Origin of the sequence: Winogradskya consettensis (genome assembly GCF_018332715.1) — a bacterium.
In the GTDB taxonomy this organism is placed as follows: Bacteria; Actinomycetota; Actinomycetes; order Mycobacteriales; family Micromonosporaceae; genus Actinoplanes; species Actinoplanes consettensis.
Map to the genome: position 1 here is coordinate 1 of NZ_BOQP01000021.1, position 20,193 is coordinate 20,193.

At 68.3% G+C, this 20,193-nt stretch carries 17 protein-coding genes; 6 read left to right on the forward strand and 11 right to left on the reverse strand.

Features of this window, described 5'->3' with window-relative positions:
• The first annotated feature begins 86 nt into the window (after window positions 1-86).
• A complete protein-coding gene (locus tag Aco04nite_RS20145) occupies window positions 87-980 on the forward strand; it encodes an NAD(P)/FAD-dependent oxidoreductase (RefSeq protein WP_212998790.1) in 894 nt (297 codons plus the stop codon).
• Here the strand turns inward: Aco04nite_RS20145 and glgA are convergent.
• A complete protein-coding gene (gene glgA / locus Aco04nite_RS20150; protein ID WP_212998791.1) occupies window positions 977-2,200 on the reverse strand; it encodes a glycogen synthase in 1,224 nt (407 codons plus the stop codon). The genes Aco04nite_RS20145 and glgA overlap by 4 nt on opposite strands.
• Before the next feature lie 60 nt (window positions 2,201-2,260).
• Between glgA and glgC the strand changes: the two genes are divergently transcribed.
• The gene (gene glgC, locus Aco04nite_RS20155) at window positions 2,261-3,493 is read left to right on the forward strand and encodes a glucose-1-phosphate adenylyltransferase (protein ID WP_212998792.1); all 1,233 of its coding nucleotides are present in this window, start codon (window positions 2,261-2,263) and stop codon (window positions 3,491-3,493) included.
• A gap of 155 nt (window positions 3,494-3,648) precedes the next feature.
• Here the strand turns inward: glgC and Aco04nite_RS20160 are convergent, their stop codons facing one another.
• The 3 genes from Aco04nite_RS20160 to Aco04nite_RS20170 are packed head-to-tail and all read right to left on the reverse strand — an operon-like array spanning window position 3,649 to window position 6,253.
• Window positions 3,649-4,254, reverse strand: a complete 606-nt coding sequence (locus Aco04nite_RS20160; protein WP_212998793.1) for a TetR/AcrR family transcriptional regulator — start codon at window positions 4,252-4,254, stop codon at window positions 3,649-3,651.
• A 58-nt stretch (window positions 4,255-4,312) separates the two neighbouring features.
• Complete coding sequence (locus Aco04nite_RS20165; protein WP_212998794.1) at window positions 4,313-5,077, reverse strand: SDR family NAD(P)-dependent oxidoreductase; 765 nt, start codon at window positions 5,075-5,077, stop codon at window positions 4,313-4,315.
• A 60-nt stretch (window positions 5,078-5,137) separates the two neighbouring features.
• Window positions 5,138-6,253 carry an MFS transporter gene (locus Aco04nite_RS20170; RefSeq protein ID WP_212998795.1) on the reverse strand — a complete coding sequence of 372 codons (1,116 nt, stop codon included), beginning with the start codon at window positions 6,251-6,253 and terminating at the stop codon, window positions 5,138-5,140.
• Window positions 6,254-6,295: 42 nt separating this feature from the next.
• Here Aco04nite_RS20170 and Aco04nite_RS20175 point away from each other — a divergent pair, with 42 nt between their 5' ends.
• Window positions 6,296-6,916 carry a hypothetical protein gene (locus Aco04nite_RS20175; protein WP_212998796.1) on the forward strand — a complete coding sequence of 207 codons (621 nt, stop codon included), beginning with the start codon at window positions 6,296-6,298 and terminating at the stop codon, window positions 6,914-6,916.
• Here the strand turns inward: Aco04nite_RS20175 and Aco04nite_RS20180 are convergent.
• Entirely contained in the window at window positions 6,913-7,854 is a 942-nt protein-coding gene (locus Aco04nite_RS20180) for a hypothetical protein (RefSeq protein ID WP_212998797.1), read from the reverse strand. The two genes, Aco04nite_RS20175 and Aco04nite_RS20180, sit on opposite strands and share 4 nt — an antisense overlap.
• 127 nt (window positions 7,855-7,981) lie before the next feature.
• Here Aco04nite_RS20180 and Aco04nite_RS20185 point away from each other — a divergent pair, with 127 nt between their 5' ends.
• Window positions 7,982-8,707 carry a hypothetical protein gene (locus Aco04nite_RS20185; RefSeq protein ID WP_212998798.1) on the forward strand — a complete coding sequence of 242 codons (726 nt, stop codon included), beginning with the start codon at window positions 7,982-7,984 and terminating at the stop codon, window positions 8,705-8,707.
• A gap of 6 nt (window positions 8,708-8,713) precedes the next feature.
• Here the strand turns inward: Aco04nite_RS20185 and Aco04nite_RS20190 are convergent, their stop codons facing one another.
• The 4 genes from Aco04nite_RS20190 to Aco04nite_RS20205 are packed head-to-tail and all read right to left on the reverse strand — an operon-like array spanning window position 8,714 to window position 11,754.
• Window positions 8,714-9,691, reverse strand: a complete 978-nt coding sequence (locus Aco04nite_RS20190) for an AraC family transcriptional regulator (RefSeq protein ID WP_212998799.1) — start codon at window positions 9,689-9,691, stop codon at window positions 8,714-8,716.
• A 36-nt stretch (window positions 9,692-9,727) separates the two neighbouring features.
• Complete coding sequence (locus tag Aco04nite_RS20195) at window positions 9,728-10,060, reverse strand: phospholipase (RefSeq protein ID WP_212998800.1); 333 nt, start codon at window positions 10,058-10,060, stop codon at window positions 9,728-9,730.
• Window positions 10,057-11,460: a DUF4331 domain-containing protein gene (locus Aco04nite_RS20200; RefSeq protein WP_212998801.1), complete on the reverse strand. Its 1,404-nt coding sequence runs from the start codon at window positions 11,458-11,460 to the stop codon at window positions 10,057-10,059. Before Aco04nite_RS20200 ends, Aco04nite_RS20195 begins: the two co-directional genes overlap by 4 nt.
• Window positions 11,461-11,475: 15 nt before the next feature.
• A complete protein-coding gene (locus Aco04nite_RS20205) occupies window positions 11,476-11,754 on the reverse strand; it encodes a hypothetical protein (protein ID WP_203835490.1) in 279 nt (92 codons plus the stop codon).
• A 137-nt stretch (window positions 11,755-11,891) separates the two neighbouring features.
• Here Aco04nite_RS20205 and Aco04nite_RS20210 point away from each other — a divergent pair, with 137 nt between their 5' ends.
• Window positions 11,892-12,335 (forward strand): SRPBCC family protein, encoded by a 444-nt coding sequence (locus tag Aco04nite_RS20210; protein ID WP_212998802.1) that lies wholly within the window; start codon window positions 11,892-11,894, stop codon window positions 12,333-12,335.
• On the opposite strand, the gene Aco04nite_RS20215 is transcribed toward Aco04nite_RS20210, so the two are convergent.
• Window positions 12,323-13,234, reverse strand: a complete 912-nt coding sequence (locus Aco04nite_RS20215; protein ID WP_212998803.1) for an RICIN domain-containing protein — start codon at window positions 13,232-13,234, stop codon at window positions 12,323-12,325. The genes Aco04nite_RS20210 and Aco04nite_RS20215 overlap by 13 nt on opposite strands.
• A 199-nt stretch (window positions 13,235-13,433) precedes the next feature.
• Between Aco04nite_RS20215 and Aco04nite_RS20220 the strand changes: the two genes are divergently transcribed.
• On the forward strand, window positions 13,434-18,206 hold the full coding sequence (locus Aco04nite_RS20220; RefSeq protein ID WP_212998804.1) for a TIR domain-containing protein: 4,773 nt from the start codon (window positions 13,434-13,436) through the stop codon (window positions 18,204-18,206).
• Here the strand turns inward: Aco04nite_RS20220 and Aco04nite_RS20225 are convergent, their stop codons facing one another.
• Window positions 18,207-20,129 (reverse strand): M20/M25/M40 family metallo-hydrolase, encoded by a 1,923-nt coding sequence (locus tag Aco04nite_RS20225; protein ID WP_212998805.1) that lies wholly within the window; start codon window positions 20,127-20,129, stop codon window positions 18,207-18,209. It abuts the gene before it with no gap.
• Window positions 20,130-20,193 lie beyond the last annotated feature (64 nt).

Here is a 20,193-nt window from a genome sequence, read left to right on the forward strand (position 1 = left end):
CACAATTTAATTGTGCACAATTTAATTGTGCACAACTCAATCGCGCGCAGCCGGGCCACGACAGGTCACGGCCTAAGCTCGGCGTCATGGACGTCGTCGTGGTGGGTGCGGGGATCGCCGGATTGTCGTGTGCGCGAGAGCTGGCCGCGGCCGGGCGGACGGTCCGGGTGGCCGAGCGGGGGCGTGTGGTCGGTGGGCGGCTGGCCAGCAAGCGTTACGACGGGCGGCATGCGGACATCGGCGCAGGATATTTCGTCGCCGACGACCCCGATTTCCACACTCTCGCCGAGCAGTGGCGGGCCCGGGGTCTCGCGCGCCCCTGGACGGACACGTTCACCGTTTTCCCGGGTCAGTCGGATACGACCGGCCCGACGCGATGGGCGGCGCCGGGAGGCCTCCGCAGCCTCGCCGAAGATCTGGCCCGCGATCTGGACATTTCGCTTGAGTCCGAAATCTCCGCGATCGACCCGGAGACGATCACCGTGCTCGCCATGCCCGGCCCCCAGGCCCTGCGACTCGGCCCCCCGGCTGCCATCGCGGACGCCGCGAACGAGCAGCATTGGGAGCCCGTGATCGCGGCAGTCCTCGCGTACGGTCAAAGAACGTGGCAGGAGCTGCACGCAGCGTTCGTGAACGACCACCCGGACCTGGCCACGATCTTCGACGACGGTGACCGGCGCGGTGACCGGGCGCCCGTCCTGGTCGCGCACTCCACCCCGGCGCTGGCGCGGCGGCACCTGAACGACCCGGCAGCGGCCGGCCCGATCCTCTCGAAGGCGGTCGGCGAGCTCCTGGGCATCACCGAGCGGCCCGAGATCCACACGCACCGCTGGACCTACGCGCAGCCCGCACCGGGAACCGGGCCCTACGCCACCGACGGCCGGGTCTGGCTCGCCGGTGACGCGTTCGGCAGACCGCGCGTCCAGACCGCCTGGCTGTCCGGACGCGCGGTGGCACGCGCGATTCTGGAGAAGACCTAGAGCACGGAGCGGTAGACCTTCAGCGTGTCCTCGGCGATCGTCGACCAGGAGAACTTGTCGACGGCCCGCTGCCGCCCGGCGAGCCCCATCGACGCGGCCCGCGCGGGGTCGGCCAGCAGCGTCGTCATCGCGGCGGCCAGGTCGGCGACGAAGCGCTCCGGGTCGACCGGCGTGCCCGTGCCATCGGCGACCTGCTCGATCGGGACCAGCAGCCCCGTCTCACCGTCGGCCACGACCTCCGGGATGCCACCGGTCGCGGTCGCCACGACGGCCGTCTCGCACGCCATGGCCTCCAGGTTCACGATGCCCATCGGCTCGTAGATCGAGGGGCAGACGAAGACCGTCGCGTGCGTGAGGACCTGCACGACCTCGTGCTTGGGCAGCATCTCCTGGACCCAGATGACGCCGTTGGCGTCGCGGGCGTTGCGCAGCTGGATCGCCAGGCCCTCGACCTCGGCGGCGATCTCGGGCGTGTCGGGCGCGCCGGCCAGCAGCACGATCTGCGTCTCCGGGGGCAGGTCGTGGCAGGCCCGCATGAGGTACGGCAGGCCCTTCTGGCGGGTGATCCGGCCGACGAAGACGACGCTGGGGCGGTTCAGGTCGATGCCGAGCCGCTCGATCACGTCGGTGCCGCGGTCGGGGGCGTACTGCGTGGTGTCGATCCCGTTGTAGACCACGTGGATGCGGTCGGCGTCCACGCTCGGGTAGGCCGTCAGCACGTCGCGCTTCATGCCCCCGGACACCGCGATGATCGCGTCGGCGTTCTCGATGGCGGTGCGCTCGCAGAACGACGAGAGCGCGTAGCCGCCGCCGAGCTGCTCGGCCTTCCACGGGCGCAGCGGTTCGAGGCTGTGCGTGGTGACCACGTGCGGCACGCCGTGCAGCAGCTTCGCGGTGTGACCGGCGAAGTTCGCGTACCAGGTGTGGCTGTGCACGAGATCGGTGCCGGCGGTGCCCGCCGCGATCTCAAGATCGACACCCATGGTCTGCAGTGCGGCGTTTGCCCCAGAAAGGCCCGAAGGCGTCTGGTACGCCGTGACGCCGGGCTCGTCGCGGGGCGCCCCGAAGCAGTGCACACGCACGTCGGCGAGCGGGCGAAGATCGCGCGCGAGGTACTCCAGGTGCACGCCAGCGCCCCCGTACACCTCCGGGGGGTATTCACGGCTGATGAGGTCGACGCGGAGAGTGTCGCCGGTAAATTTCGAGTGCGAGTCGGTCACGTGACGCAGCTTAGGCCTTTCGACTGGCGTGGACGCCAAAGGAAAGTTAGGTTCTCGTTCATGGCTGTCAAGGTGCTTGCGATCGTTCTGGCTGGTGGCGAAGGTAAGCGCCTGATGCCCCTCACCGCGGACCGGGCCAAGCCCGGCGTCCCGTTCGGCGGCATCTACCGCATGATCGACTTCGTCCTCTCGAATCTCGCCAACGGCGGGTATCTCAAGATCGTCGTGCTGACCCAGTACAAGTCGCACTCGCTCGACCGTCACATCACCAAGACGTGGCGGATGTCGACGCTGCTGGGCAACTACGTCACGCCGGTCCCGGCCCAGCAGCGGCTCGGCCCGCGCTGGTTCGCAGGCTCCGCGGACGCGATCTACCAGAGCCTCAACCTGATCAACGACGAGAGCCCGGACTACGTCATCGTCTTCGGCGCCGACCACATCTACCGCATGGACCCGAAGCAGATGGTCAACGACCACATCGCCTCGGGCGCCTCGGTCACCGTGGCCGGCATCCGCCAGCCCAAATCCATGTCCGACCAGTTCGGCGTCATCGACGTCGGCCCCGACGGCAAGCGCATCAGCGCCTTCCGCGAGAAGCCCGTCGACGTCGAGGGCCTCCCCGACTCCCCCGACGAGATCTACGCGTCGATGGGCAACTACGTCTTCACCACCCGCGCCCTGTGCGAGGCCGTCTCCCAGGACGCGCAGAATCCGGACAGCAAGCACGACATGGGCGGCAACATCATCCCCATGCTCGTCGAGCGGGGCGAGGCCAACGTCTACGACTTCCGCGACAACGACGTCCCCGGCAGCACGGAACGCGACCGCGGCTACTGGCGCGACGTGGGCACCCTGGACTCCTTCTACGACGCCCACATGGACCTGATCGCCACGCTCCCGGTCTTCAACCTCTACAACATGGAATGGCCGATCTTCACCAACTACGGCTCCTGGCCGCCGGCGAAGTTCGTCCACGGCTACGACGACCGCCAGGGCCGGGCCATCGAATCCATGATCTCCCCCGGCGTCGTCGTCTCCGGATCGCTGGTCGAACGCTGCGTGATGTCCCCCAACGTCCGGGTCAACTCCTGGTCCCACGTGGAGAATTCCGTGCTCATGGAGGGCGTGCAGGTCGGCCGGCGCGCCGTCATCCGCAACGCCATCATCGACAAGAACGTCGTCATCCCCGAAGGCGCCCAGATCGGCGTCGACCTCGACCGCGACCGCAAGCGCTACACCGTCTCCGACAGTGGCATCGTCGTCATCGGCAAGGGCCAGACAGTAGAGCTCTGACCGGCACGGCCCGCAGCTCCCGGCCCTCTGCCAGCACGGCCTGCAGCTCCGGCCCCCGGCCGACGGGAGCTGCGGACAGGCCTGGCCGACGGGAGCTGCGGGCAAACCTGGCCGGCGGGAGTTGCGGACAGGACCTAGTCGGCGGGAGCTGTCGACTAGGGCTGGCGGGCGGGAGTTGCGGACAGGACCTGGTCGGCGAGGGTTTCGGCGACGGCCCGTAGCTCGGCGACGTCGATGCCGGTGCGGCCCATGAAGACGATGCCCTGCTGCGCGGCCACGATGGCGCGAGCAGCATGCAGCGGGTCGGCATCGGCTGAGAAATCGCCCTCGCGCTGCGCCCTCGCCACCGCCTCGGCGAGAATGCCGGCCCGCTCCTCGAACGCGCCGCGGGACGCCGCCAGCACGTCGGCGTCGGCGGCGGCCATTTCGCTGGCGCTGTTCGCCAGGAAGCACCCCCGGAGAGCGCCGGCGCCGGTGGGATCCGCGGCGGGGGCGGTCAGATAACGGCGGAGCCCGTCGACCGCCCGCGGAGCGTCTGCCAGCACGGCCCGCAGCGCCCCGTGCGTGGCTTCGACGTAGTCGCCGAGCACCCGCAGATACAGCCGGCGCTTATCACCGAACGCGGCGTAGAGGCTGCCCTTGCCGAGCCCGGTGACGCGGAGCAGATCCTCCAGGGACGTGGCCGCGTAACCGGCCGTCCAGAACTGGTCGCGGACCGCGGCCAGCACGGTCTTCTCGTCGAACTGCCGTGGTCGTGCCATGGGAGCACTTTACCCAGTTCTTGACTGCGCGGTCCACGACGACCCGTGGCGGCCGGCGTCAGGCCGCGGCGAACGTCTGGACCTCACCGCCGTCGGCGAACAGTTCGCTCCCCGTCATGTAGCTCGACTGATCCGATGCCAGGAACAGAACGGCGGCGGCGATCTCGGCGGGCTGGGCGACCCGCCCGAGCGGCACGGTGCCGGCCATCGCGTCCAACAGGGGCTGCACGTGACCGGGCTCCTGGGCGATGCCCCGCAGTCCGGGCGTGTCGGTCGGGCCGGGAACGATGACGTTCACGCGGATCCGTCGGGGCGCCAGCTCCGTCGCCCAGGTCCGGGCGAACTGGCGGATGGCCGCCTTGGACGCGGAGTAGTCGCCGAACCCGGCGTTGCCGCGGCTGGCGCTGCTGGAGCCGGTGATCACGATGCTGCCACCGTCGGCCAGCAGCGGGAGCGCCTTCTGCACCGTGAAGACCGTGCCGCGTACGTTGATGGCGAAGGTCCGGTCGAAATTCTCCGGGGTGAGCGCGTCGATGGTCGCGAGCGCGCTGCCTCCGCCTGCGTTGGCGAACACGATGTCCAGGCCGGTGCCGCCGTCGCGGATGCGGGCGAACAGCCGGTCGAGGTCGTCCAGGCGGGAGACGTCACTGCGGACCGCTGTCGCCTTGTCGCCGAGCAGGGCTGCTGCGGCGTCGAGCTCGGCCTGGCGGCGGCCGGTGATCCAGACGCGGGCCCCCTCCGCGACGAAGCGCTGCGCGGTGGCCAGTCCGATGCCCGTGCTGCCCCCGGTGACCAGGGCTGTCCTGCCGTCCAGCTGACCCACGAATTCTCCCTCGGAAGTTGTTTACCGTGCGGTCCACAATAACCATGCTGGACCGTACGGTCAAGAACTGAGCATGACCGCGAGGGCGACGGTGACCAGGGCGGCGCCCACGTAGAGGGGCGACGTGTAGCCCAGGCCCGCGCTGATCGTGAGGCCACCGAGCCAGGCGCCGAGGGCGTTGCCGACGTTCGAGGCGGAGACGTTGGCGCTGGCGGCGAGGGGTGTGCCGCCGGCGGCGTCGGTGACGCGGGTGATCATGCCGGGGACGGTGGCGAAGCCGAACAGGCCGGTCAGGAAGATCAGTGACACGGCCGCGACCCGGCTCCCGGCCAGGAGCCCGAACGCCACAAGGGTGGCGGCCAGCGCTGCCAGGGCCACGATCAGCGTACGGTCCCGGTTGCGGTCGGCAGCCCGCCCACCGAGCAGGTTGCCGGTCACCAGGCCGGCGCCGAAGACGACGAGCAGCCAGGCGACGTCGGCGGCGGAGAAGCCCGTGACCTCGGTGAACGTGTAGGCGATGTAGCTGAAGGCCCCGAACATCCCGCCGTACCCGAGGGCTGCGGCAGTGAGGGTGAGCCACACCTGCCGGGACCGGAAGGCCCCCGCCACCCGGCCAGTACGCGAGACCTCACCGGCGGACGCGGGCACCCACACCGCGAGGGCGGCCACGGCCAGCACCCCGATCGCGGCGATCCCCCAGAACGTGGCCCGCCACCCCCACCGCTCGCCGACCAGCGCACCGAACGGCACCCCGAGGACGTTGGCGACGGTCAGCCCGGAGAACATCACCGCGACAGCCCGCGAGGCCTGCGACGGTGGCACCAGCCTGCGCGCGACCAGTGACCCGATGCCGAAGAACGAACCGTGGCACAGCGCGGCGACGACCCGGCCGAGCAGCGCCACGGCGAACGTCGGCGCCACCGCGGTCAGCAGGTTCCCGGCGACGAACAGCGTCACCAGCCCGATCAGCACGGCCTTGCGGTTGATCCGCCCGGTCACCGCCGTCAGCACGATCGCACCGACGGCGACGACCAGCGCGTACCCGGAAATGAGCCACCCGGCCGTAGCCTCCGTGACCCGCAGATCCTCACTCACCTGCGGCAGCAGCCCCGCGATCACGAACTCGGTCAGCCCGATCCCGAAACTCCCGGCCGCCAGCGCCACCAGTCCCCTCACCCCGTTAACGTTAACGGGGACCGTGAGTGGTAAGAATCCGCAGTGCACCCCGCGATCACCTGGCTCGACCTGATCCGCACCGACCGCGCCGCCGCCCTGCGTACCTTCATCGCCGCCTGGCACGCGGGCACCCCGGCCGGCCCGGTCCCCTACGTCCCGCCGCCGGACGCGCCCGGGCCGCTCCGCGCGCTCTACGAGGCCGCCGAGGGCCGCAAGAGCGTCCTCGGCGTGCAGAACTTCCTACGGCCGCCCTCCGAACTCACCACGGACAACGGCTGGGTGACGTTTGCCGACGAGAACCAGGGCGCGTTCGTCTTGGAGTATCAGGCCGGCGACCCCGACCCGTCGGTACGCGGCGAGATCGAGACGCTCAGTGGCGTGCTGCTGCAGTTCGTGCTGTTCGAGGCGTCGTTCACGTCCCCGGTGACCGCCTCCGGATTCCTGTCGGACGACGAACTCGCCCGCCTGGCCGCCCCGCTGCGCCGCGTACCCCTCGGCCCGGCGAGCTGGATCGGCGGCCCCGCACGCCTCTACGCGGGCGCCGGTCTGATCGTCGCCGCCGACCGCACCGGCGACCCGGACGGTCAGTTCGTCACCCTGGGCGCCAACCATCGCTCAGCACTGCGGCCCGTGCGCGACCTCGACCTTCCGTGGTACGACTAAGAGGACTGAGTGCCGGTCAGCAGGGCGTGGCGTTCGCGCATGATCGTGGTCCAGCGGGTGCGGACCAGGCCGTAGCGCTCGGTGGTCTCGCGGCGGACCTCGGCGACGAGCCCGGCCGACTTGTCGACGCTGCGCCGCGCGTGGTTGATGCGTTCCCGCCGCACCGAATTACGGGTGAAGTAGTTCTCCAGGAAACCGTTCAGGACACCGATCGGCTGGACCACGGCGTACGCGTGTCCGAGCGGCCGGGCCAGCCCCACGTCGGCGAGCTCAGTGTGCAGGACGGCCAGGCACCGGTCGGCGTGCACGGCTGCCCAGGCCGCGGCGTCGACCCAGCCGGGCTTGTTCAGCAACGTCGCGCCGCCCGTCCAGTTGTTCGCCGCCTGCAGGTCGGAGACACGCTCGAGCTGACGGCGTACCTCCGTGAGTGCACCGAGGGCGACGTCCGCCGCGGCGGTGGCCTCCCCCAGCTCGCGCAACTCCGCCTCGGCCCGCCCCCGCTCCTGCGCCAGCACCATCAGACGGGCGGCACCGGGACCGCGCGTACCGCGTACATAGCTGTCCTTCTCGTCAAGAACGGCCGCGTAGCGGGCGGGCAACCCGGAGAGCGCATGCAACCGCCCGGCCACGACCTGACGCTCGGCGTGCAGTGCGGCCAGCCGGCTCTGCGCCTGCGCGACCCGGTAGCCGGCCGCGTCCGCCTCGGCCTGTTCGCGGGCCACGTGGCTCTCGGTGTCACCCCGCAGCGCGGCCAGCACCCGCGAGATCGACATGCTGTCGATGTCCTCGACCTCGTCCGCATGCTGCTCACGCAGCGTGGTCAATTCGGTGGTCTGCTCGGCCAGCCGGGTGTCCAGCTCCTGCGCCCGCCGGGCGAGCAACTCGCTCCCCCTGGTCAGTCCGGCCAGCTCAGCGAGCCGCGTCTCGATGTCGGTCACCCCCCGATTGGATCAGAGGGGGTCAACGCGTGAAGGCCTCACGCCCCGCAATCACCCGCGTCGCGAACACTCGGCCACGACCGTCTACAGTGGCGCACCCTGAGATCATTTAGAGGAAGTCCATATTTTGTACGCCATCCTCCGGGCGGTAGCCACCGCCACCGTGCTCGTCCTCGCCGCTTGCACATCGGGCGCATCCGGCGCCCCGGTGCCGGTCCCGTCCGATCCGGTGACCGCCCTCAGCGAGGCGGCCGGGCGACTCGGCACCCAGCCCGCCCGTTTCACGTTCGTGTACGGCACGCAGCAGCCCCTGGACGCCGCGAACCACACCGGGCTGATCGATCCCGCCACCGGTCACTGGGAGATCACCGGCAACGGCTGGACGGTCCGGCGGATCGGAGATGACGTCTACATCCGGCTGACCAAGGAACCGCCGATGCCCCTCTCGCCCGGCTCCTACGCGGCCGTCTACGGCACATGGATTCATCAGCGCGTACCCGTCGGCGGTGAGCTGTCCTATATTTTCGGTGCGGACTTCCCCTGGTCTCTGGCGCGCGGTGCTGCGCACGGCACGGATATCACCCGGATCGGCGAGCGCTCCTTCCGCGGAAGCGTCGCCGTGGCCCCCGGTGAGGAGGAACCCCGGAACCGGGGCTTTCTCGCCGACCTCGACGAGCAGGGCAGGTTCACCAGCGTCGCGTTCCTCAGCGACACGCAGCCGGCGGCCTCCGGGATGTCGATCGCCTTCTCCGGCTTCGGCACCCCGGCCGACATCCAGGCGCCATCCGCCGGCGAGACTGTCGACGGCGAGGCGTACCTCACGGTCCTGATCGAGATCGGGTTGTCCTTCTGATAACGGCTACGTGCGGTCGCGGAGCGTTTCCGACGGGGTGAGGCCGTAGCGGTCGCGGTAGGAGCCGGCGAAGCGGCCGAGGTGGGTGAAGCCCCAGCGGTGGGCGACCTCGCTCACGCTCACCTGGCCCTTGTCGGCCCGGATCAATTCGGCGTGTACGCCCTCAAGTCGCAATCGCCGCAGGTACGTCAGCGGTGGGACACCGACGTGGCGGCGGAACGATTCCTGCAGGACGCGAACGCCCACCCCGGCGATCGCGGCAAGCTCGTGCGCGGTGAAGGCACGGCCCGGTTCGGCGTGCATCGCGTCGAGGGTCCGTTTCACCGGGCGGGGGCGGCGGGCGGTCGGGACGCCGGGGATGTCGTCACCGTGGCGTTGCTCGACGGCGCAGGCCAGGGCGCTGATCGCGAGGTCGCGCCACCGGGTCAGCAGGCGGGGCAGGGCCGACAGGCCGTCCGGCTGGCGCAGTTCGGTATGCAGGAGGCGGATCAGCGCCATCCAGCTGCGGCCCGGACCGCCGGCCAGGCCGAACGTCAGCCCCAGCGGACCCGGGGCCACATCGGGCGGGTCGAGGGCGGTCAGTTCGCGTTCGAAGGCGAGGCGTTCGACCTTGACACTGTAGACGCGGCAGTCCGCCGACCAGCGCAGTTCGATGTCGCTGCCCGGCTGGAACACCGCGGCCCGGCCCGGATCGGCGGTGGTCGACGTCCCCCGGTGCAGGACCTGCACCGAACCGGTCAACGGCGCGAGGACGTGGTACGCCGTCCGCAGATCGCCGATCGCCACACAGATCTCGATGCCGTAGCTGATCTCGCCGACGGTCAGCGAGCCGAGCTGGACGACGTCGCCGGAGAACGCGAACCCGTCGAGGCCACCGGTCGCCTTGACCTCGAGCGGGCCGTAGAACATGCGGCGGCAGAACGCCCGTGCCTCGTCAACGTCCGCGGTACGAAGAACCGTACGCGCGGCCCCTGCCGTATCCATCCAGTCACCCTAGACCGACAGGGGCCTCACCGGCAGTTACAGATCGGGCCAGGAGTGCTCGGTGACGGCGCCACCGGACACCTCGACCTCGGCGAGCGGGGTCACCGGGTCGCGCCAGATGACGTACCGGCCGGCGGGGAGGCTGTCGATGACCACGCTGAAGCGGACACCGTCGCGGACGTAGCGGGCGCGGACCGCGGCGTGCGTACGCGTACCCGCGTCCTCCACCGGGCTGACCTCGATCTCGTGGCCGTGCAGGCTACCGGGGGTGTGGATGACCATCGCCCCGATGCCGGCACCGATGTTGAGCACGACCGTGCCCTGCCCGGACGGGGCCATCGTGTGATGGTGGTGGACCCCGACGCTCACTTCTCCACCTCGGGGTTGTTGAACCCGTCGAACGGCAGGCCCAGGAACGGGAACTTCTTGAGCAGCTTCGAGCTGGCGTCCTTGGCGGACAGTCCCTGCTCGACCAGCGCGGCCGCGGCGTCCGGCTTGAACTTCTCGTCGACCAGCGGCACGGTCACCCCGGCGATCGCCCGCAGCGAGATCGACACCACGTCATCGGCGACGCGGCGCCCGTTCGGGAACCCGGCGAGGTCCCCGCCGAGCAGGCCGAAGGCGTTCTCCTCCTTGGCCGGCGGCACGGCGGTGTTGAGCCGCAGCATGTCGGCCTGGGTCTCACCGGTGTTGTTCTGGAAGTCGTCGATGAGCCCGTCCGGGATGCCGGTGAGCAGGATCGCGACCAGGTCGGCGCGGGCGGTCTTCGCCTTGTTCAGCTCCGCCAGGTTGTCGAACAGTCCGGGGTAGAGCACCGGGAGCAGCGCCCCCAGCTCCGGCTGCTCGACGAACTCCGCGAACCGCTTGTCCTCGCTCGGCGGCAGGCTGTTCCACAGGTCCTTCTGCGCCATCGGCACGATGACCTCGTTGAACAGCGGGTTGCCGAGCCGGGACACCTGCACCTGCGGGCCGACGTACACGTCGTCGTTGTTCTTGTCGCCGTGCCGGACCTGCACCTGCCGGCGGCTGGCCGCCGTCCACACACCGATGACCGCACCCGGGTCACGGCCACGGACCTTCTTCTTGCCGTCCTTGCGCACCATGTGCAGCGGCACCTGGATGGCGATACTGTGCACGTTCATCTGGTCGGTGGCGTTGACCGCCTTGCCCGCATAGTTGAACAGCTTCTGCCCGACGAGGTGCTTGTCCTGGAACGGACGCAGCGTGCCCAGGTCGAAAATGGCACCGAGGTCGACGAAGAACGGATCGGCGCGCTGCCCGGCGAAGACCTTCTCGCCATCCTTGAGCTTGTGCACGGCGTCGTCGGCCAGCTTGCCGTAATCCGCGATCGACAGCGGCCCGACATTGCACGGCGGGCACGGCAGCTTCTCGGCGAGCACGGTGTGCTTACCACTGGAATCCACCCGGGTCACCGAGTAGAACTGCCGCCGGTTCCAGTTCTCACTGTCCAGCGACTCGATCGGGCCGGTGTTGTAAAGAAACGTCCGGTCGTTACGCAGCTCGGTCCGGAACCGGAACTGGTACGTCAGATCCGGCCGCCCGTCACCGTTCTTGTCGACGTGGATCTCATAGAGCACGTCATCGCCGAACTCGAAGAAGTTCGGGCCGCTCGACGGCAGCTGCAGCGGCACGTAGTTCGCGATCAGGGTGACCGTGTCATGGTCGTCCGGGCTCACGAACGCGTACAGGTCGGCGCTGTCGGCGACCGGGTCCTTGGAGATTTCCGGTGCTTCGCGGTGCGAGGACATCGTCAGCCTTCCTGGTCAGCGCTTGACGGCTTTGAGAATCTTCTTTGCCAGGTCAGCATCGGTGATGGTGACCTTCGACCCCCCGGAGAACACATCGAACGTGCCCTTCTTGGCGTCCCGCAGAGACAGCACCAACGGCTCGCTGTCGGCGCCCGCGTTCTCCCGCTCACCGGCCATGCTCAGCCCGGCGACACCGGCGACGGAAACCCCGACGCCCGCGGTGGCGGCAATGGCAAGTACCCGGCGGCGCGACAAGCGGCTGGTGCCCCGCTTGCCGTAGTGAACACGACTCATGCTCGGCCTTTCGTCCCAAGATGCCCTGACAAAACGTCGTCGACAGCCATCAGTACGAAACGATCACCGCAGCGGTTCAAAGCAATTTCCCAGTAAAGGTTCCCCACAGGTTGGTAACACGAAAGGACCCCGTGGCCATGCCGTCCCAGACCCTCTCCCGAACAGCCCGGATATCGGCCCCACCTGCGAAGATCTACGCCCACCTGAGCGATCCGCAGAGCTACCTCGGCCTGTCACCCCTCCTGGTCGACATCCGGGACGTACGCCCCCACCCCGGCGGCGTCGCCTACACCGCAGTGGAACGCTTCCGCTACGGAGTGTTCACATGGGACAACCCCATCGCCGTCACCATGACCTTCCAGGCCCCGGAAACCCGCATCGTCAGCGACGTCCGCAGCCCCGCCCGCGTCCACCTCATCTCCACCGTCGACCTGACCCCGGTCCCCGAAGGCACGGACCTGACGGAAACCATCCACGTCACCTACCCGCCCCTGCTGGGCCGCTTCGTCGTCGGCCAGGCCACCGCCGTCCAGCAGCACCGCCTCGCCGAACTCACCCGCCGCATGTCTCAGCCGAGGTAGACCGACCAGGTGCGGGAGGGGGTGCGGGTGCATTCCTCGAGGTTGAGGGCATTGTTGAGGCCGGTGCCGTCGTTGGCCGCGGCGAGGCAGAAGCCGCCGGAGTTGAGGATGCTGTAGCGGCCACCGAGTTCGCCCCTTGCCCACTGACGGCCCGGCTGACCGTCGCAGTAGTACTGGACGATCGGGACCCCCGGGCGTCTGTTGCCGCCGGCCGGGGACAGACAGAAGCCGGTGCTCACGTTCATGATATGAAAGACGTTCGGGTCAGGGGTGGGCATCCACTTCCACAACCGCGCGGGCTGGCCGTCACAGGTGTAGGTGACCGCCTGCGCGTTGGGGGCAGTGCTCCCGCCCGCGATCGTGACGCACAGATGACCGGCGTTCAGGTTCTGGTAGACCTCCGCGGTGTACCAGTCCCAGGTGCGGGACCGGTTCCCGTCGCAGTAGTACTGGACGATGGTCGCGTTCAGCGCGGTGCTGCCACCCGCGGGCGAGAGGCACAAACCGCTCTTGGCATTCCGCAGCGACCAGATCCCCGCCTGCTTGACGACGTACCAGTGCCGGGCCCAATCGCTGTCGCAGGTGTACTGCACGATGACGACGTTGAGGCCGACGCTGCCACCTGCGGGCGACAGGCAAAGGTCGTTCTTCATGTTCCAGATCTGGTAGCTCTGCCGCGCACTGTCGAAATGGATCGTGTACGACCGCGACGGATCCGCCTGGCACAGGTACTGCACGATCGTGGCGTTGAGCGCCCCACTGCTCCCGGCCGGCGTCAGACACAGCCGGCTCTCCAGATTCTGGATCTTGACGTTGGCAGCCTCGTCCCCGGCCGCCCGGGCAGGGACGCCGACGAAAGGAGCAAATGTCCAGAACATGGAGACCACAACGAGGAACACAGTCGCAACGAAGGCACGATGCCACCTGACCATGGACAATCTCCCTGCCTCGGTGCCGACGATGCTACAAATGCCGGCTTAACAACCGCCTAAGAACCTGGTCGGGCTGCGGTCCGCGGGCATCGTCGAGACGAACGGGACTGACGTGGGTGCATGCAGGACCAGCGATCATGACCTCCACACCGTTACCCTCGTCGGCGTGCGACCCGAACCGTCCCTGACCCTCCTCGGAGCGCTGCAGATCCTCGGTGACGCAGGGCTGCCCGGTATAGACCGACTCGACACCGTCCTAGGCGAGCCCGTCATCGGGTCGTACGGCCACGCGGGACCCCCCGCGCACGTCACGATCCGGGATACGCTTCTCGGCTGGCTGGAACCGGGCAACAGCACGACCACCTCACTGACGGCTGCGATTGCCGGTTTGCCGAATGTGGTATCGGCGGCACGCGGGGCCCGGCGTCACCGGCTCGTGACCTCGGCTCACACCGTCATCGCGGCAGCCTCCTTCTTCGAGGCGCTGGCAGGTGGTGCGGGAGGCCGCCTGCTCGCCGATGAGTACCGGCGCAGGCTTTCGGTCCCGGGCAAGAGTGAGCTGCAGCAATTGCGGGGTTTCCTGCACCGGGCTGAGGTACCCGCGCCTTCGATCACCCGGGGATTCGCGGAGAACGCCAGCGCTGTGACCGGATGGCTGGCCGAGTTGGCAGGCCGCACCCAGCCCCTCTTCGGCGGTCTCACCGGCTACCCATTTTTCGACGCCACGGCTGTCGCGGCCAATGCGAGTAGACGCTATCTCGCGCACTACCTGGACGTCAGCACCACTGTCCCTGAGCTCGTGGTCTGGTTACACATTGATCACCGAGCCACAGAGCTGGATCATCTGGCCACTCTCCTCCGGAGACGAACGCCCACCGGTCGGCACGTATCGGACCTGGGACGGCTCATTCACCAAGCAAACAACGCCCGGGCCTGGGAGCCCGTCGGAGCACAGGCCGCCGCTGGACAAGATGGAGACAACGCCTTTCCTCCTCTCGCCGCTACCTTCATCGTGCCCGGCTACCGGGCGGAGCGCACCGATGGCCGGTCGCGGATCTCTGAGGAAAAGTGGTGGCGCAGGGCTCCACCTTTGGATGATCTCGAGAGCATCGTTACCAACCACCTACGCTCCCCAGGCGCCACCAGGCAGCCAACCCTGGTGCTGGGTGGCCCCGGAGCAGGTAAGTCGGCGCTGCTCACCATGATCGCCGTGTGGCTCCCGCCGGGTGGGTACACGGTCATCCGCGTGCCGCTCCGGGCAGTCGACCCGAGCGCTACGGTGCTCGCACAGATCGAGCAGAGCCTGGCAGCGACAGCGTACGGGCCGGTGACCTGGCTACATCTGATCGAGCAGACGGGAGGTACCCTGCCGGTGATCCTCGTCGACGGCCTCGACGAGATGATGCAGGCAACCGGTGCAGCCAGATCGGACTACCTGGTGGACATCGCTCAGTTTCAGCAGACTGAGCACGACGCAGGCAGACCCGTCGCGGTGATCGTCACCAGCCGCACGGTAATGGCTTCTCACGTGCGAGTTCCGGCTCACTCTCTCGTCTTGAGACTGGATCCTTTCTCTGACGACAAGATCGCCTCATGGCTCTCAGCTTGGAACACCGCCAGCCTCTCCACCATCGGCGCACGCCGGTACCGACCGCTGACGATGCCCGAGGTGACCCGGTACGGCGAGCTCGCGCGTACCCCGTTGATCCTGACGATGCTGGCCATGAACGCCGCCCACGGAGAACTACCGGCGCCGACCGGCGAGGTAGCCGCGTCTTACGACTGGCTGATTCAGAGCTTCGTGCGCAGGGAGCTTGCGTCTGGCGGCGCGTCAGGAGCCGTGCAGGACGACCACCGAGCCGTATCCACAGAGATGTACCGGCTCTCCATGGTTGCCTTCGCTGCCTTCAACCGCGGCCGCGACTGGGCAACCGAGGACGAAATCAACACCGACCTGAGCGCGTTGTCACCCGCACCACCTGCACCCGGTTACCCGGGTTTCGGACGCCTCCTCGATCAAGCTGCGTCGTTGACCGGACGGTTCTTCTTCAGCGTCGGCACCCACGACAACCGAAGCGCCGTAGCCTCACGGACCTACCAATTCCTCCACGTGTCCCTGCGTGACTATCTGGTGGCCCTGACGATCCATGAGTCTCTTGCCGAAGCTGCGGAAGGCTGGCGGCACCACTCGGCACGCCGATATCAACCGGACGCTCAATCACCGTATGCGCTGCTCTCTTTCGAGCTCCTGCATACCCGCAGAACCGCCCTGGACTTCCTGATCTCCTTCGCGGCGTCTCGTTCCGGGAACCCGGAGAACCTGGTCGCGGTGCTCACCAATTGGTTCGACGCCGCCGAGCACGGTGCCGGAAGCCGCTTTGAGCAATACGTGCCGCAGTCACTGGCCCGGCCGGTCCGCCAGGCCCGGTACGCGGCCAACATCTTGACAATTACCGACATCTATACAGACAGGCAAACCGCCGACGTACTGCGTCGTCGCTGGCAGGAACGGATCGGCAATCTATCAGCCACGGCGCTGGAGCTCCTGTCGCCACGACGACTTGCGCCCTCCATTGTGGTGACTTACGTGGCTTCCGACCGGGCCTGGGCACAGTGGGCGGCGTGGCATTTGGAGACAGCCGGTTGTCGCGTCACGCTCGATGCCTGGGAGGTCAGAGCCGGCGACAATTTCATCTCTCGGTTACAGAAATCCATCGAGCCCGGCGTCCGGGTGTTGCTGATCGCGTCAGCGAATCTCTACCGCTCCGCGGGTTCCTCTGCGGAGTGGAACAGCCCTCTTGTCGGGGAAACCGGTCTGACCGTCGTCAGAGTGGACGCTCAAAACCTGCCACCGCAGTTTGTATCCGTTGCTCTTGTCGACGTCAACGGGCTCGGGCCGGACGACGCACGCCGGAAGCTGATCCAGACGGTCACGGGAGACCTTCCCCGAGACGAGTTGCCGAGGTTTCCGGGCACCGACGAGGCGGTCGCGGCTCCGCTCGAGCCTGTCCACCGACTTTCGATCATGCATGCTCCGGACGACGTGATGTATGCCGAGCTGCTCTTCGAGGCTCTGAATCGCCCCGACATGGCGTGGTTGCCGACGCTCTTCTCGACCGCGACCGGTGATCTTCAGTCACCTCGGCTCGACGTTCTCGGTGGTGACCTGACCTTGGTCGTCGTCACCCCCGGCCTGCTGTCGTCCGGTTATCTGCAGAGCGTCGAGATGCAGGAAATCCGGCGGCGTCACGAGGAACGCCGGCACGGAATCGTACCTGTCATCGCTCGGCACGCGGCGTGGGAGAACGGCTGGTTCGGCAGGATGACACCGCTGCCTCCCGGCGGCCGGCCGATCTCCGCTCATGACAGCAGGGACGAGACGATCAAACAGGTCGTCGAGGGCGTGCGGCTTCTCGCGAAAGCCCTTTCGGCCCCGGGCCCAGAACCGGAGGCGATCCACCGTCCACATGGTGACCTCGTACGCCTGGAGGAGGTGTTTCTCCCCGCAGGAGTACCGCAGTTGACCTTCGTGGAACCGGAGACGTTCAAGAAACTACAGCTCGCACTCCGTCAGCCCGGCATCGGCGTCATCATCGAAGGCCCCTCGGGCATCGGCAAGACGACCCTGCTCCGCCAAGCAGCGGCGCGCTCCGACCTCCGGGAGCCGATGCGGATCCTTCAAGCAAGCAATCAGCGTGACGCCGAAGCGATCCAGAAGCTGGCGGACGGACACCAGGGAGTCGTCGCCGTCGACGACTTCCACCGCCTGGCCGCCGCGACGCGCACGATGCTGGTGAACTATGCGAAGGCGCTGGCCGACGGCGAATCAACCGCAAAACTGGTACTCGTCGGCATCCCTCATGCCGCCGGCGACTTGGTGCCGATCCCGCCCGATCTTGCGAACCGGATTCGCGTCTTCCGGCCTGCACCGGTCTCGGCGTCGGTCATTCTCCAGATGATCGCAAAGGGTGAAGCGGCACTGAACATTCAGTTCACGATCAGGGAAGAGATCGCCGTCAGCGCGGCCGGGAGCCTCCTGACCGCGCAGACGCTCTGCAACCAACTTGCCGGGATGGCCAACGTGAGCAGCACCGTCGAGCGCCGGCGGATCATCGATGGTGATCTTGCTGATGCCCGGGCCGAAGTCTTCGGTGCACTCCGGTTGAAGTACGAGACAACGGTGCACCGCTTCACTCAACTCGATGGTGAGGACCAGACCGTCTGTATCGATTTGCTCCTCCGGCTTGCCGGCACTGACGACGGCATTCTTCGCCTCGACGACCTCCGGAACGATCCTCGGCTCCGAGCAACCGTCACAAGAGTCTTCTTGTCCGAAGTGGCGGAAGCATTGTCGGCCGATGAGCAGATCGCACAGCATCTGTTCCTCGACCGCGCCGGTCGGCGGCTGATCGCCGACGACCCGCAGTTCCTTTTCTACCTGCGCCATCTTGGCCGAGACGCCCTGCTCGAGCGGGCCGGCAAGAAGCCGCAAACCGCCCGCGACCAGGTATTCATCTGCTACAGCCGAGAAGACAAGAAGTGGCTCGACCGTGTCACCAAGCATCTCGATCCGTGGTCCGGCCGGGTCGATATCTGGTCTGACGAACGCATTGCTCCCGGCGAGCTCTGGGAAGACGAAATCGCAACAGCTCTGCACCGTACTGCGGTCGCCATCCTGCTGGTCAGCGCGGACATGATCGCCTCGCCATTCGTGAAGCGCGAGGAGCTGCCACGGCTGTATGCCGCAGCCGAGACGGGCGGCTGCCGGATCATTCCGCTGCTGGTACGACCGAGCGCCTTCGCCCACATACCTCAGCTGAATCGCTTCCAGGCTGCCAATCCGCGAGGAAGGAGTCTCGCGGAACTCCCGGAGCACGAAGCTGAAATCGTGCTGGCCATGCTCGCCAAGGATGTGGCGGAGATGTTCAAGGAAGGTTAGTTACAGGGACTGCAGAAACGCGGTGAGGGCTTGGCGGTACGGCTCGATGGTGGCGAGGTCGGCGTATTCGGTGGGGCCGTGCTGGCCGTCGCCGCCGGGGCCGAAGATGACTGCGTCCGTGCCCGCGGCGTAGTAGAAGCGGCCGTCTGCTGCGCCGTGTTTGCGGAGGAAGTCGCCGGTGTAGCCGACTGACACCGCAGCTTCGCGGAGTGCTGACACGAACGGTGAGGACTGGGAGGCGTGGTGGGGTGGGCCGAAGCTGTCCACCGTGACCGGGAGGCCCGCCAGGTCGGAGAGGTGGGTTGCCACCGCGGCAGCCGTGCGGCCGTTGATGGCGGTGTCTTCGGGTGGGAAGCGGATGTCGAGCCAGGCGGTGGCGTCGGACGGGACCTGGTTCGTGGCGCGGTTCGACGTTTCGATGCGGGCGACGGTGACCGTGGTGGTCCAGGCTTCTGCGGACGGGACCGGGTAGTGGGCCAGGATGCGGTCGAGGCCGGCGGTCAGGTTCAGCAGGGCGTTCTCTCCAAGCCACGGGTACGCGGCGTGCGCGGCGACTCCGGCGGAGTGGACGCGTACCTGGAGGATGCCTTTGGAGTCCGTCACGATGCGTAGCGCGCTCTGCTCGCCGATCACGACGAAGTCCGCGGTGACTCCGGAGTCGATCTGGTGGGCGGTGCCGTCGTAGCCGCCGACCTCCTCGTCGGTGACCAGTTGCAGGCCCAGTGGGTAGCGAACCGAGCGGGCCACCGAGCGGAAGACCTGGGCCATGACGAGGGCGGCGAGTTTCATGTCGTGCGTGCCCCGCCCGTACAGGCGGTCGTCGACCACGGCGGGCGAGAACTGCGGATCAGTGCCGGGGACGACGTCGAGGTGGGCGTTGAGGACGATGTGGAAATGCGGGCGCGACGTACCCGCGTACACCAGGGCGCTGGGTTTGCCGTTGGAGAGGAAGCGTTCGACGGTGAAGCCGGGGCCGACCTCCTCCAGGACCAGGTCGAGGGCTTCGAGGAGCTCCGCGGGCCGGTCCGCGGTGGATCGGACGGCGATCAGGCGGGTGGCGGTGTCGAGGAAGGCCATCAGGCCAGTGTTGCGCGCAGGGCGGCGGCCACCGTTTCGGAGAGCGTGGAGTCGGTGCCGTGGCGGGTGTTGAGGCCGAGGGCGGCCGGGGCGACCGGGGGCAGGTCCGGGCGGGGGGGCGAGACCTGCCGGGGCGGTGCCGGTGTCGGCGAGCAGGGCCACGCCGAGGCCCGCGCGGACCGCGTCGGTGACGCCTGCGGCGTAGCCGGTGTCGCAGACGACGAACGGGTTGAGGCCGCGGCCGGTGAGGGCGTCGAGGGCGCGGCGGCGCAGGAGGCAGGGGTCCTCGATCGCGACGACCGGCCAGGGTTCACCGGCGGGCGGGGCGGTCCAGCCGGGGGCGGCGTACCAGGAGAGGCCCAGTGCGCCGACCGGGGCCGCGGGGGCGGACGAGACCTCGGCCATCGTGACGGCCAGGTCGAGGGTGCCGCGGGCGACGGCTTCGTCGAGGCGGGCCGTGCGGTCGATGCGGAAGCGGACCGCGCTGCCGGGGTGGGTGGCCGTGAGCGCGGCGGTGACGATGGGCAGGATCAGGTCGGCGGCGTGTTCGGTGGTGCCGACGGTGAACGTGGCCTGCGACGGGCCGGCGAGGCGGCGCAGGGCGTCGTCGTGGGCGGTGAGGATGCGGCGGGCCTCGGCGATGAGGGCCTGGCCGTCGGGGGTGAACGAGGTGCGGCGGCCCTGTTTGGTGACCAGGGGCCGGCCGACGGCCTTCTCGAGGCGGCGGACGTGCTGACTGACCGCGGGCTGGCTGATCCGCAGGACCTCGGCGGCGCGGTGGAAGCCGCCGCAGTCGGCGACGCCGATCAGGCTGCGAAGTGCGACGATGTCCAGTACAGGTGCCATGGCCGGACCGTAGCAAGCGATTGATAAGTAATAGTGTTTATTGGTGATCGCCAAACGTTGTTGG

Excerpts from the sequence above, each read along its gene's own strand:
- Aco04nite_RS20200 (WP_212998801.1), bottom strand. The coding sequence starts at position 11,460 with ATGTCCTCGCACCGCGAAGCACCGGAAATCTCCAAGGACCCGGTCGCC.
- Aco04nite_RS20210 (WP_212998802.1), top strand. The coding sequence starts at position 11,892 with ATGCCGTCCCAGACCCTCTCCCGAACAGCCCGGATATCGGCCCCACCT.
- glgC (WP_212998792.1), top strand. The coding sequence starts at position 2,261 with ATGGCTGTCAAGGTGCTTGCGATCGTTCTGGCTGGTGGCGAAGGTAAG.
- Aco04nite_RS20145 (WP_212998790.1), top strand. The coding sequence starts at position 87 with ATGGACGTCGTCGTGGTGGGTGCGGGGATCGCCGGATTGTCGTGTGCG.
- Aco04nite_RS20225 (WP_212998805.1), bottom strand. The coding sequence starts at position 20,129 with ATGGCACCTGTACTGGACATCGTCGCACTTCGCAGCCTGATCGGCGTC.
- Aco04nite_RS20205 (WP_203835490.1), bottom strand. The coding sequence starts at position 11,754 with ATGAGTCGTGTTCACTACGGCAAGCGGGGCACCAGCCGCTTGTCGCGC.
- Aco04nite_RS20160 (WP_212998793.1), bottom strand. The coding sequence starts at position 4,254 with ATGGCACGACCACGGCAGTTCGACGAGAAGACCGTGCTGGCCGCGGTC.
- Aco04nite_RS20190 (WP_212998799.1), bottom strand. The coding sequence starts at position 9,691 with ATGGATACGGCAGGGGCCGCGCGTACGGTTCTTCGTACCGCGGACGTT.